We start from the raw sequence: 12,264 nt of genomic DNA, 5'->3' as shown, positions 1-12,264 counted from the left end.
CCCCGGTGTATAGTGGAGCCACTGCACGGGGGTACCAAGGTGCAGAAACATGGTCGGGTTATCGCGCCCGGCCGCCGTTCTCCTCCCATCCTAGTTAGAAACGGCAAACGTCTGACCTCCCCCGGACTTCGAGTCCGGGCCAAACTGGATAGTCAGACGTTTGACAGTTTCCCTGCCTGGTTCGCGAAGGTCATAACTCCTTGAACCGATATGCATTGCATGGTGCGGGATGATGCCGTGTGGGCGAGCGCGTCACAGTGTTCATAGCGCAGGTCTCGAACCTGGGCTCCCTGAATAGGTGATGTACCCGAAATGCGGCTTCCGCAGCCACACTGAACCTCACTTGGGTTCAGGATGCCGACCCAACGGCCGAGGCGGGGACCCCATGCAAGAGGCGATGGTCTTTGGACCATCGCCTCTTTTTTTGCCCGTGTTTTGCGCCCGCGACGCCAATGCGGGCGATGATGGCGCTTTCACGGTATGCTTGCCGCGTCGCGCCGCCGCTGCCAGGCCCTCGCCGCGTGCTCGCGATGCCGTTCCGACCATCCAAGACGTGCGAGCATGAGTCCCTCCGACAAGAAGGCGGCCACCAAAGCCGCCGACAGACCGGCCGCCGGCGCGTCCCGCGCGCGCCAGTACTGGCTGATGAAATCCGAACCCGACGAAGCCAGCATCGATACGCTGGCCGAGCAGGGGCGTCTTCCCTGGACCGGCGTGCGCAACTACCAGGCGCGCAATTTCATGCGCGACGCGATGCGCATCGGCGACGGCGTGCTGTTCTACCACTCGTCGTGCCCGCAGCCCGGCATCGCGGGCCTCGCCGAGGTCTGCTCGACGCCCTACCCCGATCCCACCCAGTTCGACCCCGACAGCAAGTATCACGACCCTGCGTCCAAACCCGAGCATCCGCGTTGGGAGCTGGTCGACGTCAAGTTCGTCGACAAGTGCGAGCTGATCTCGCTGGCGGCACTGCGCGAGCATCCGGAGCTGGCCGACATGGTCGTGCTGCGCCGTGGCAACCGGCTGTCGATCACGCCGGTCACGCCGCAGGAATGGCAGTTCATCACCACGCGGCTGATGGGACGCCGCTGAACCGCGTGCGATCCACGCGGGCAAGACACGAGCCGCCCGCGCAATAAACAAAACGAAAAACATCACGAAGCGATCCACGCATGACTCTCTCCCTGATTCCCGCGCTGCTGCTGCTCGGCGCGTTCACCGGCTTCTGCGCCGGGCTGCTCGGCGTCGGCGGCGGTATGATGATGGTGCCGTTCCTGACGCTGACTTTCAGCTGGCTGGCCTTTCCCGAAGAAGCGATCGTCCATATGGCGATCGCCACCTCGATGTCCACGATCCTGTTCACCTCGCTGTCGTCGGTGCGTGCCCACCACAAGCAGGGCGCGGTGCGCTGGAAGATCGTATTGGCGCTGGCGCCCGGCATCCTGCTGGGCGGCATGATCGGCGGCGGCAAGGTGTTCGCCGCACTGAAGACCGGCTGGCTGTCGCTGCTGTTCGCGCTGTTCGTCGGCTTCTCGGCCTCGCAGATGCTGCGCAACCGCAAGCCGTCGCCGAGCCGGCAACTGCCCGGCTTTCCCGGCATGTTCGGCGCCGGATCGGCGATCGGCTTCCTGTCCAGCCTGGTCGGCGCCGGCGGCGGCTTCGTGTCGGTGCCGTTCATGACCTGGTGCAACGTGCCGATCCACCATGCGGTCGCCACCTCCGCCGCGCTGGGCTTTCCGATCGCGGCGGCCAGCGTGATCGGCTACGTCTGGAGCGGCTACCAGATGACCGGGCTGCCGGCCGGCTCGCTCGGCTATGTCTATCTGCCCGCGCTGGCGGTGATCGCGATCGCCAGCGTATTGACCGCGCCGCTGGGCGCGCGCACCGCGCACCGGATGGAGGTCCGCAAGCTCAAGCGGATCTTCGCCGGCATGCTGTTCTGCCTGGCCGCCTACATGCTGTGGAAGGCCTGGCAGGCATTCTGAACGAGCCGACCGCGGCGCGATGCGGGCGCCGGCTCGGTAATACGCCGATACAAGCGCCCGGCGTGGCAAGGGAACCCCACGCTGCCAGTGACCGTCTGATCACCATCACATTGTCATGGAGAACTCGATGAAGCAATTGCTCGCCGCTACCCTGCTCGGCACCACCGCACTGGCCGCGTCGGCACAAGGCGGGCCGATGCCGCCCGAAGGCTGGCAGCCCCCCGCGGGCGTGCTGTCGCTGTCGGCGGAGGCCGTGGCCGAGGTGCCGACCGACGTCGTGCGCGTGACGCTGGCTGCGGAGCAGGAAGGCGCCGAGCCGTCCGCGATCTCGTCGGCGCTGTCGGCCAAGGCCCAGCAGGTGATCGAGCGCGCCAAGCGCGTATCGGGCATCCAGGCCGAATCGGGCGGCTTCACGATCTATCCGAGCACCGACCGCAACGGCCGCATCAGCACCTGGCGCGGACGCGCCGAGGTCGTCCTGCAGTCGCGCGATTTCAGCGCGGCCTCGAAGTTCGCCGGCGAGCTGGCCAGCCAGATGCAGGTACAGAACATCAGCTTCTCGCTGTCGCGCGAGGCGCGCCGGGCGGCCGAGAGCAAGCTGACCGAGCAGGCCGTCGCCGCGTTCCGCGACAAGGCACAGACCACGACCCGGCTGTTCGGCTATGGCAGCTACACGATCCGCAGCGTGCAGGTCGGCGAGGCCGGTGCCGTGACGCCGATGCCGCGCATGTACGCCAAGGCCGCGATGGCCGCCGCCGAGGCCGCGCCGGTACCGATGGAGGGCGGCAAGGCCCAGGTCACGGTGACCGTCAATGGGTCGGTGCAGATGCTGAAGTAAGGCGCCGCGAAGACAGGACACCGCCCCATGGTGTTCTCCCCCTCCCTCTCAGCGGAGAGGGTCGGGGAGAGGGAGATGGCTTCAAACGGCGCACGCATGGCCAGCATCGGCCCCTCTCCCGCATGCGGGAGAGGGCGCAAGACTCCCCCAGACTCGATCAACCGCCGAACCTTTCCCGCAGCAGATTCTTCTGCACCTTGCCCATCGTATTGCGGGGCAGTTCATTGACCAGGTGGATCCGCTTGGGCACCTTGAAGTTGGCGATCCGGTGCTTCAGCGTGCCGATCATCGCCTGCTCGTTCAGCTCGGCGCCCGGCTTGCCGACCACCACCGCCACCACCGCCTCGCCGAAATCCGGATGGGGCACGCCGATCACCGCGCTCTCCTGCACACCAGGCATCTCGTCGAGGAAGCTCTCGATCTCCTTCGGATAGACGTTGTAGCCGCCGGAGATGATCAGGTCCTTGCTGCGTCCGACGATGGTCAGGTAGTCGTCCGGCACCTTGCGCTCGCCCGACATGCCGACGATTGCGCCGCCGAAGCGCCCCATGTCGCCGGTCTTGAACCAGCCGTCCGCGGTGAACTCTTCGCGGGTCTTCTCCGGCATGCGCCAGTAGCCCTTGAACACATTGGGCCCCTTGACCTCGACCGCGCCGATCTCGCCGGCGGGGCAAGGTTTGCCATCGCCATCGACCACGCGCACCGACACGCCCGGCAGCGGACGGCCGACGGTGCCGCCGATCCGTTCGCCCTCGCCGGCGTCATAGGGATTCGACACCAGCATCACCGTCTCGCTCATGCCGTAGCGCTCGAGAATCGTATGGCCGGTGCGCTCGCGGAACGCCTCGAAGGTCTCGAGCAGCAGCGGCGCCGAGCCCGACACGAACAGCCGCATGCGGCGGCACGTGTCCTCGTCGAAGCGCTGATCCTGCAGCATCCGCACGTAGTAGGTCGGCACGCCCATCATCACGGTCGAGCGCGGCAGGAAGCGCAGCACCTGCTCCATGTCGAACTTCGGCGCCCAGATCATCTTGGCGCCGGCCAGCAGCGCGCCGTGCGAGGCGACGAACAGCCCGTGCACATGGAAGATCGGCAGCATGTGCAGCAGCACGTCGTCGCTGCGCCAGCCCCAGGCCTTGTGCAGCGTCTCCGCGTTCGACGACAGGTTGCGATGCGTCAGCATCGCGCCCTTGCTGCGGCCCGTAGTGCCGGAGGTATAGAGGATCGCCGCCAGGTCGTCGGGCCCGCTTTGCACGGTGTCGAAGCGGTCCGGCTGCGCGGCGGCGCGCGAGAGCAGCGTGCCGCCGCGGTCGTCGTCGAGCGTGAATACATGCCCGGTGCCATGGCGGAACGCCAGCTTCGACACCCAGCCGAAATTGGCGCTGCTGCAGACCACCACCGCGGGCTCGGCATTGCCGATGAAATAGTCGATCTCCGCTTCCTGATACGCCGTGTTCAGCGGCAGATAGACGTAGCCGGCGCGCAGCGTGGCCAGGTACAGGAACAGCGCCTCCGGCGACTTCTCGACCTGCACCGCGACGCGCGCGCCTTCGGGCAGATCGAGCGAAGCGAGCAGATTGGCCAGCTTGGCGGTGGCGCGATCGAGATCGTCCCAGCTGTAGTACAGGCCGTCGTGCGTCTCGATGCAGCAGGCCTCGCGCTTGGCGGGGAAGCGGGATTCGAACAGGGCGAACAGATTGGCGTTCATGCGATCAGCGGATAAAAAGCTTGGGGGATAAAAAAACGGGGTACGGCAATGACGGCGCCGGGCGCCCTACTGCCCTTCAAAACGGGGCGGCCGGCGCGCCAGGAAGGCGGCGACGCCCTCGGCATGGTCGCGGCTGGCCGCGTAGGAGAAATGGGCATCGAGCTCGGCAGCCGACAACGGCGCCGGCTGCGGCGACAGGCGGGCGATCGTGGCCTTGTTGATGCGGGCGGCCAGCGGCGCGCCGGCGGCGATGCGGCGCGCGGTGGCCATCGCCTCCGCGGCGACGTCGCCGCGCGGTACCACGCGCGTCAGCAAACCCTTGGCCTGCGCCTCGGCGGCATCGAACACCCGGCCTTCGAGCAGGATCTCCAGCGTCGCCGCGCGGCCCGCCAGCGCCAGCAGGCCCTGCAGCTCGCCCGGCGCCATCGGGAAACCCAGCTTGTTGATCGGCACGCCGAAGCGGCTGTCCGTTGCCGCGATGCGCAGATCGCAATGGCAGGCGATCTCCAGGCCCCCGCCGACGCAGACGCCCTCGATGCAGGCCACGGTCGGATGCAGGCAGCCGGCGATCGCGGCCAGCGCCGGCGCCAGCAGCTCGACGTGGTAGGCGCGCACCGAGGCCGGATCGCCGCGCAGCCGCGGAAACTCGGCGATATCGGCGCCGGCGGCGAAGTTGCCGTCGGCGCCGCGCAGCACCACGCAGCGCAGCGTGCGGTCGGCCGACAGGCGCGCAAAGCCGTCCGTCAGCGCGCGCCACATCGCCTCGGAGATCGCGTTGAGCTTGCCCGGGTTGGACAGCGTGACCAGCGCGATGTCGCCATCGCGCTCGAAGCTGACCGCGCCGCTCACAGCGCCTCCTGCGGCTTGAACATGGCCATCAAGGTCCTCGCCAGCATCATCGCCATCAATCCATCTTGGCGCCGGACTGCTGCACCACCTGGGCCCAGCGCTTGATCTCGGCACGCTGGAACTGCGCGAACTGGTCCGGCGTGTACGACGGCGTCTCCGAGCCGTTGTTCAGCCAGATCTGCTTGAGCTCCGGCGTATTCAGGGCCTTGTTGACCTCGGCGTAGAGCTTGTCGCTGATCTCCTTGGGCGTGTTCTTCGGCACCCACAGCGCATACCAGGTCGATACCTCGTAGTTCGGCACGCCCGCCTCGGCCGCGGTCGGCACGTCGGGGAACGCCGGCGAGCGCTTGGGCGCGGCCACCGCCAGCGCGCGGATGCGGCCGCCGCGGATATGCTGGGCCGACGAACCCAGCCCGTCGAACACCATGTCGACCTGGCCGGCGATCAGGTCGGACAGCGCCGGGCCCGCGCCCTTGTACGGGATATGCGTGATGAAGGTCTTGGTCTGGATCTTGAACAGCTCGCCGGCCAGATGGTGCGACGACCCGTTGCCGGCCGAGCCGTAGTTCAGCTTGCCGGGATTCTGGCGCGCGTAGGCGATCAGTTCCTGCAGCGTCCTGGCCTGGACCTTGGTCGGGTTGACCACCACCACCTGCGGCGGCTGCGCGATCACGGTGATCGGCACGAAGTCCTTTTCGATGTCGTAGTCGAGCTTCTTGTAGAACGAGGGCGCGATCACATGGTGCGCGCCGCCGATGAAGATCGTGTAGCCATCGGGCGCGGCCTTCGAGGCGAGGCTGGCGCCGACCGTGCCGCCCGCGCCGCCGCGGTTGTCGATGACGAACTGCTTGCCGAGCTGCTTGGACAATTGCGCCGCCAGCGGGCGGGCAAAGGCATCGGTGCCGCCGCCGGCCGGGAACGGCACGACGATCGTGACCGGCCTGGACGGCCACGGTTCCTGCGCCGCCGCCGGGGCGAGCGCCATCATCGCGATGCCGCCGGCCACTGCCAACATCGTTGCCGTCCGCTTGAACTGACTACGTTCCATGGTGTGTCTCCTCGCTTTGTCTTATGAAAATGCGATGTGAACTGCTGGTGTGAACCGCGTTGGAACTTCCCGTCGAAAATGCACTGCGAAACTGGATCAGGCGGTGATGCGATGCGTCGATGCCGGCCGACGCCGGTGCGCCCCCTCAGGAACGCGCCAGCAGCTTGGCGACCGAGCGGCTGATGCGCGGATTGCCCTCGCCGAGCTTGGCCAGATTGTCGTCGAGCGCCTCCGGCACGTACAGGTAATTGACCATCATGCCGCAGGACTGCGCGCGCCCCTTGCTCGACAGGTCCGCGCCCCAGTTCAGCCGTTCGACGCAGGCGCCATTGCCGAGATGGAAACGCGCCACCGGATCGGCTGGCAGCGCGCCGTTGCGCGCATGCACGAGGAAGTGCGCGGCCAGCGCCAGGCCGCTGTCGCGCACCAGCGCATCGTCGGAGCCCGCGCTCAACGCGGCCAGCCATTCGGCACCGGTGGCCGGCACCGCGGGCGGCGTGGTCTCGCCGGTGGCCGGCGCACGCGCGCCCCAGCGCTGCATGCACTTGCCGCCCAGCACCTTGGCCACGGTATCGCCGTCCTGCTTGCGCAACCAGTCGGCGAAACCCGGGATCGGCGACAGCGTGGCGAACTGCTTGACCTTGGGGAATTCGCGCTGCAATTCCTCGATGACGCGCTTGAGCAGGAAGTTGCCGAAGCTGACGCCGCGCAGCCCGGGCTGCGTATTCGAGATCGAATAGAAGATCGCCCATTTGACGCGGCGCAGGTCTTCCTGCGGCGCCGCCTCGTCGAGCAGGCTCTGCACATTGGCCGCCATCTCCGGCACGAAGGCCACCTCGACGAAGATCAGCGGCTCGCGCGGAATGCGCGGATGGAAGAACGCGTAGCAGCGGCGATCCGAATCGAGCCGGTTGCGCAGATCGGCCCAGGAGGCGATCTCGTGCACCGCCTCGTAGCGGATCAGCTTCTCCAGCAGCGACGCCGGCGAGTCCCAGGTGATCCGCTGCAGCTCCAGCAGGCCGACGTCGAACCAGTTCGACAGCAGGCCCTCGAGGTCTTCGTCGAGCGCGCGCAGGCCGGGAATCTTCTTGTACCAGCGCAGCATGTCCGCGCGCAGGTGAATGATGAAATGCAGGCCGCAGACCGACTTCGCGCTCGGGCCGTGCAGCCCGGCCAGCCGCTTGAAGAAGCGGATGCGGGCGCTCGACAGCGCATGGCTCAGGCCCGAGCCGTTGCGCCCCGCCTTGCCGCCCTCGTCCGCGGCGGCACCATCGCCGCCGCCCTGCGCGCCGCTGCCGGCGACCTCCGCCAGCAACGTCAGCATGGCCTGGCGGGTCGGCTCGCCGGCGGCCTCGTATTCGTTGCGCCACGCCTGCGCGGCCGCGTTGGCGGCGCCATCGGTCAGGCGGGCATCGAAGCACAGCCGCAGTTCCTCCCGCTGGCGGCGCTGCACGCGCGCGCTCAGCGTGGCCGGCTCCGCGGCGCGGGCCTTGCCGTCGTTGGCCGCGGCCGCCTCGGCCGGACCGCCCTTGCGGTTCCACCAGCGGCCGAAGCGCGCCAGCAGCGTGCCGCCGGCGGTGTCGGGACGGGCGTCGCCCAGGGTTTCGCTGGCGCCAAGCGGCGCGCTGACGGTCTTGTCTCCGGTCTCGAAAGAAGTCATCGAACTACCTGTTGGGCAAAGGATGGAGCGAACTCGGAACGGGATGGTGTGCGTGGTTCAGGTGGTCATCGGGTCAGTGGTCCGACGCGGCCTTGGCGGCGAGGCGCAGCCGGCTGTGGCGCCGTCGCGCGGAGGCCTCGGGTTCGGGCGCCGCGGCTTGCGCGTCCGCGTCCAGCGCCTTCAACGCGGCGCGCTGGCGCAGCAGGTGGGTCTTCATCATCGCCTCGGCGCCTTCGGGATCGCGCGCCTTCAGCGCGGCGAAGACCGACAGGTGCTCGGCGCAGGATTCGTCGATGCGGCCCGGCAGCTGCAGGCTCTTGTGCCGCGACAGCCGCAGCACCTTGCGCAGATCGCCGATCAGCCCGGACAGCCAGCGATTGCCGGCGAGCCGCTGGATCGCCTCGTGAATCTGGTAGTTGGTTTCGTAATAGGCATCGATCTGGCCGGCGCGGGCATAGCGCGCCAGATCGCGATGCAGGTCCTCGAGCGCGTCGAGATCGGCGGCGGTGGCATTGCGGGCGGCCTCGTAGGCGCAGCGGCCTTCGAGCAGCGCCATCAGCGGAAAGATCTCGTCGAGGTCCTGCTCGGACAGCTCGTTGACGAAGCAGCCGCGGCGCGGCTCCAGCCGCACCAGTCCCTCGGCGGCCAGCACCTTCAGCGCCTCGCGCAGCGGCGTGCGCGAAATGCCGAGCGTGGTGGCCAGGGCCGCTTCGTCGATCCAGGCGCCAGGCACGAGCGTGTGCTCGTCGATCATGGCGCGCAGGCGATCGGCGACTTCGAGATACAGCGCCTGCTGGACGATGCGCATGGGTGCCTCCCGCTGCGATGGATGGAGCGCGCGATGGGCGCAGCCCGGCGGGCGGGCCCTCGCAATAATTCATAATTATGAATAACGGCGAGGGAATGGCAAGGCGTTTCGATGTTGCACAGCGTCATGCGCGCCGGACCGCGTCATGGCGGGCAATTAACGCGCCACTAACGCACAACTGACGCAGCAAATATCGCGGCAAATATCGCCGCAATGACGTGGCAACTCCGGCGCTTCAACCGGCAGCCAGAATGCGCCGCGCCCGCTCCAGCACCGGGCGATCGACCATCTTGCCGTCCACCGCGACGGCGGCGCCGTCTGCGGCCGCGGCGGCCTCGACCACGCGCCTGGCCCAGGCCAGTTCCGCCTCGGTCGGCGCGAGACCGGCGTGGACCGGCGCCACCTGGGCCGGGTGGATCAGCAGCTTGGCGCCAAAGCCGAAGGCGCGCGCACGCGCGGTCTCGGCCGCCAGCACCGTGGTGTCGCCGAGCGCGGTGCAGACGCCGTCCACCGGCGCGGGCAGCCCCGCCGCGCGCGAATGCAGCACCAGCAGGCTGCGGAACGCATGCAGCGGCTCGCCCTCGTCGCCGACGCCCAGATCGCCCATCAGGTCGATGCTGCCGAACAGCAGCCGGACCACGCCGGGCTGCGCGGCCAGTTGCGGAAGCTCGGCGAAGCCCGCCGCGGTTTCCAGCAGCGCGTGGCATTGCACGGCCGGCAGCGCCTGCCGCAGCCCCCGCATCGCCTCGGCATCGGCCTTGGGCAACACCAGTGTGTCGACGCCGAGCCCGCGGCACCAGGCGATATCGTCGTCGTGGTACGGCGTGCCGGCCGCGTTCACGCGCACCAGCAGCAGCACGCCGGCGTCAAAGGCCTGCTGCGCCAGCGCGGGCCATGGCGCGCGCAACCCCTGTCGCGCAGCGGCCTTGTCGGCCGGCGCCACCGCATCCTCGAAGTCGACGATCACCGCGTCGGACCCGGCGGCGAGCGCCTTGCCGATCCGCTCGGGGCGGTTGGCCGGAACGAACAGGTAGCTGCGCGGCAGCCGCGTGCCCGGCGTCGTCATCGCGCTCTCCGCCGTCATACCGCGCCGGCCGCGCGCATCGCGGCGATCTGTTCACCCGCGATGCCGAGCTCGGCCAGGATCGCGTCGGTATGCTCGCCCAGCGCAGGCACAGGATCCATGCGCGCGTCGGTCATGCCGGGCGGCAGCAACGCCGGGATCGCGCCCGCAGGCGTGTCGACCTCGCGCCAGCGCTGCCGCGCCGCCAGCTGCGGATGGGCCCAGACGTCCGCCATCGTATTGACCTGCGCGTTGGCGATCTTTGCCGCTTCGAGCCGCGCGCCGACCTCGTCGGCGCTCCATTGCGAGAAGGCCGCGACGATGCGCTCGCGCAGCGCGCCGCGGTTGGCGCTGCGCAGGCTGTTGCTGGCGTAGTCGGGATGCGTCGCGAGCTCGGGCTGCTGCAGCACCGATTCGCAGAACACCGCCCATTCGCGTTCGTTCTGCAGGCCCAGCATCACGGTCTTGCCATCGCCGGTCGGGAACGGCCCGTACGGGTAGATGGTGGCATGCGAGGCGCCGGCCCGCGGCGGCGGGGAAGCGCCATCGAACGCGTAGTACAGCGGGAAACTCATCCACTCGACCATCGATTCCAGCATCGAGATATCGATGCGCTTGCCACGGCCGGTCTGCCCGCGCTCGATCAGCGCGGCCAGGATGTTCGAGTAGGCGTACATGCCGGCGGCGATATCGGCGATCGATGCGCCAGCCTTGACGCCCTCCTCCGGCGTGCCGGTCACCGAGACGAAGCCGGACTCGCTTTGCACCAGCAGGTCGTAGGCCTTCTTGTCGCGATACGGACCGTCGGCGCCGTAGCCCGAGATATCGCAGACGATCAGCCGCGGAAAGCGCTCGGACAACGCCGCATGATCGAGCCCCAGCCGGGCGGCCGCACCTGGGGCGAGGTTCTGCACCAGCACGTCGGCGCGCGAGAGAAGCGCCTCGAGCACCGGCGCCGCGCCGTCGTGCTTGACGTCCAGCGTCAGGCTCTCCTTGCCGCGATTGGTCCAGACGAAATGCGACGACAGGCCGCGCACGCGATCGTCGTAGGCCCTGGCGAAATCGCCGGCGCCCGGACGCTCGATCTTGATCACGCGCGCGCCGAGATCGGCAAGCTGGCGTGTGCAGAACGGCGCGGCGATGGCCTGTTCGAGGGAAACGACGGTGATGCCTGCAAGCGGTCGGGTCATGGCGGTGGCCTGGCGGAGGACGATAGGAAGGAATGGGCGGCCGGGTTGGCGCGATGGCATCAATCTAGCCGCGATCGCCGCCGCGCGGAAATACGGAATCGCGAGCCAGCCATAAGTACAATCAATACCTTCGGCTTTCACTGGTCATTGGGGCGGGACATGGATATCCGGGGCATGCGCTATTTCGTCGCGATCGTCGAGCACGGCAGCCTGACCCGGGCCGCGGAGATCGCCCATGTCGCCCAGCCGGCCTTGAGCCAGCAACTCGCCGCGCTTGAAGCGGAACTGGGCGTGGCGCTGGTCCATCGCGGCGCCAAGGGCGTCAAACCCACGGAGGCAGGCCGCACGCTGTACCGGCACGCGCGCTCGATCCTGAAACAGGTGGAGATGGCGCGGGCCGACGTCAAGGTCGCGGGGGCGGACATCGCCGGCAACGTGGCGATCGGCCTGCCAACCACCGCCGCCGCGGCCTTCGGCATGCCGCTGGTGCGGGCGGTCCGCGAGCGCTATCCGGGCGTGCGGCTGCAGCTGTTCGAGAGCATGAGCGGCTATATCGCGGAGCTGCTGAACAACAACCGGCTCGATTTCGCGATCCTGTTTCGCCAAACGCCGTCGCGCGCGGTCGAGCTCGAGCCGCTGGCCAGCGAGGCGCTGTATCTGGTCGGCACGCCGCCGATCGCCGTGGAACCGAAGCGGCGTCGCGCCGCATCGGGCAAGGAAGCGACCATTGCGTTGAAGTCGCTGGCCGATATTCCGCTGGTGCTGCCGAGCGGGGCGCAGGGGCTGCGCGAAGTGCTGGAGCAACACGCCAGCGGCGCGGGCATCCGGCTGCAGGTCGTCGCGGACCTGGACTCGCTGCCGATCCTGCTGCAGACCGCGCGCGAAGGGCTGGCCTGCACGATCCTGCCCGCGTCGTCACTGAGCCGCGAGCCGGAGGACGATGCGCTGCCGACACGGCTGATTCTTCCCGAGCTCGGCCGCACGCTGTCGCTTTGCTGGCCGCGTGCGCTGCCGCGGACCGCCGCGGCCGAAGCCGTGGCCGAGGCGTTGCGCGAAATCGTTGCCGCCAAGATCGCGGAAGGCGGCTCGTTGAAGGCCCCGCTTGCCTAGCGCCG

The 12,264-nt window shown here is 68.6% G+C and carries 11 protein-coding genes; 4 read left to right on the top strand and 7 right to left on the bottom strand.

Features of this window, described 5'->3' with window-relative positions:
- Positions 1 to 645 precede the first annotated feature (645 nt).
- From FOB47_RS12575 to FOB47_RS12565, 3 genes are all read left to right on the top strand, one after another.
- Positions 646 to 1,092, top strand: coding sequence for an EVE domain-containing protein (locus FOB47_RS12575; RefSeq protein WP_053822983.1), 447 nt, complete (start codon positions 646 to 648; stop codon positions 1,090 to 1,092).
- Positions 1,093 to 1,172: 80 nt separating this feature from the next.
- Entirely contained in the window at positions 1,173 to 1,985 is an 813-nt protein-coding gene (locus FOB47_RS12570) for a sulfite exporter TauE/SafE family protein (RefSeq protein WP_053821131.1), read from the top strand.
- Between the two features lie 127 nt (positions 1,986 to 2,112).
- Positions 2,113 to 2,823, top strand: coding sequence for an SIMPL domain-containing protein (locus FOB47_RS12565; RefSeq protein ID WP_174781228.1), 711 nt, complete (start codon positions 2,113 to 2,115; stop codon positions 2,821 to 2,823).
- 157 nt (positions 2,824 to 2,980) lie between these two features.
- Here FOB47_RS12565 and FOB47_RS12560 read toward each other — a convergent pair whose 3' ends face one another.
- From FOB47_RS12560 to FOB47_RS12530, 7 genes are all read right to left on the bottom strand, one after another.
- Complete coding sequence (locus FOB47_RS12560) at positions 2,981 to 4,531, bottom strand: malonate--CoA ligase (protein WP_174781227.1); 1,551 nt, start codon at positions 4,529 to 4,531, stop codon at positions 2,981 to 2,983.
- 66 nt (positions 4,532 to 4,597) lie between these two features.
- Complete coding sequence (locus FOB47_RS12555; RefSeq protein ID WP_174781226.1) at positions 4,598 to 5,380, bottom strand: enoyl-CoA hydratase/isomerase family protein; 783 nt, start codon at positions 5,378 to 5,380, stop codon at positions 4,598 to 4,600.
- A gap of 55 nt (positions 5,381 to 5,435) precedes the next feature.
- Positions 5,436 to 6,428, bottom strand: coding sequence for a Bug family tripartite tricarboxylate transporter substrate binding protein (locus FOB47_RS12550; RefSeq protein WP_053821128.1), 993 nt, complete (start codon positions 6,426 to 6,428; stop codon positions 5,436 to 5,438).
- Positions 6,429 to 6,573: 145 nt separating this feature from the next.
- Complete coding sequence (locus FOB47_RS12545; RefSeq protein ID WP_174781225.1) at positions 6,574 to 8,088, bottom strand: malonyl-CoA decarboxylase domain-containing protein; 1,515 nt, start codon at positions 8,086 to 8,088, stop codon at positions 6,574 to 6,576.
- Between the two features lie 73 nt (positions 8,089 to 8,161).
- A complete protein-coding gene (locus FOB47_RS12540; protein ID WP_244959410.1) occupies positions 8,162 to 8,896 on the bottom strand; it encodes a GntR family transcriptional regulator in 735 nt (244 codons plus the stop codon).
- Between the two features lie 235 nt (positions 8,897 to 9,131).
- Positions 9,132 to 9,962: an HpcH/HpaI aldolase/citrate lyase family protein gene (locus FOB47_RS12535; protein ID WP_174781224.1), complete on the bottom strand. Its 831-nt coding sequence runs from the start codon at positions 9,960 to 9,962 to the stop codon at positions 9,132 to 9,134.
- A 14-nt stretch (positions 9,963 to 9,976) separates the two neighbouring features.
- On the bottom strand, positions 9,977 to 11,149 hold the full coding sequence (locus FOB47_RS12530) for a CaiB/BaiF CoA transferase family protein (protein WP_174781223.1): 1,173 nt from the start codon (positions 11,147 to 11,149) through the stop codon (positions 9,977 to 9,979).
- Between the two features lie 159 nt (positions 11,150 to 11,308).
- Here FOB47_RS12530 and FOB47_RS12525 point away from each other — a divergent pair, with 159 nt between their 5' ends.
- Positions 11,309 to 12,259, top strand: a complete 951-nt coding sequence (locus tag FOB47_RS12525) for a LysR substrate-binding domain-containing protein (protein ID WP_174781222.1) — start codon at positions 11,309 to 11,311, stop codon at positions 12,257 to 12,259.
- The last annotated feature ends 5 nt before the right edge of the window (positions 12,260 to 12,264 follow it).

Origin of the sequence: Cupriavidus gilardii (assembly GCF_013347325.1) — a bacterium.
Lineage (GTDB): Bacteria > Pseudomonadota > Gammaproteobacteria > Burkholderiales > Burkholderiaceae > Cupriavidus > Cupriavidus gilardii.
The sequence above is the reverse complement of the archived record's forward strand: the minus strand, read 5'-3'. Positions and strand labels throughout refer to the sequence as shown.

Coding starts and splice junctions, on each gene's coding strand:
- FOB47_RS12530 (WP_174781223.1), bottom strand. CDS start 11,149: ATGACCCGACCGCTTGCAGGCATCACCGTCGTTTCCCTCGAACAGGCC.
- FOB47_RS12575 (WP_053822983.1), top strand. CDS start 646: ATGAAATCCGAACCCGACGAAGCCAGCATCGATACGCTGGCCGAGCAG.
- FOB47_RS12545 (WP_174781225.1), bottom strand. CDS start 8,088: ATGACTTCTTTCGAGACCGGAGACAAGACCGTCAGCGCGCCGCTTGGC.
- FOB47_RS12560 (WP_174781227.1), bottom strand. CDS start 4,531: ATGAACGCCAATCTGTTCGCCCTGTTCGAATCCCGCTTCCCCGCCAAG.
- FOB47_RS12550 (WP_053821128.1), bottom strand. CDS start 6,428: ATGGAACGTAGTCAGTTCAAGCGGACGGCAACGATGTTGGCAGTGGCC.
- FOB47_RS12565 (WP_174781228.1), top strand. CDS start 2,113: ATGAAGCAATTGCTCGCCGCTACCCTGCTCGGCACCACCGCACTGGCC.
- FOB47_RS12570 (WP_053821131.1), top strand. CDS start 1,173: ATGACTCTCTCCCTGATTCCCGCGCTGCTGCTGCTCGGCGCGTTCACC.
- FOB47_RS12535 (WP_174781224.1), bottom strand. CDS start 9,962: ATGACGACGCCGGGCACGCGGCTGCCGCGCAGCTACCTGTTCGTTCCG.
- FOB47_RS12525 (WP_174781222.1), top strand. CDS start 11,309: ATGGATATCCGGGGCATGCGCTATTTCGTCGCGATCGTCGAGCACGGC.
- FOB47_RS12540 (WP_244959410.1), bottom strand. CDS start 8,896: ATGCGCATCGTCCAGCAGGCGCTGTATCTCGAAGTCGCCGATCGCCTG.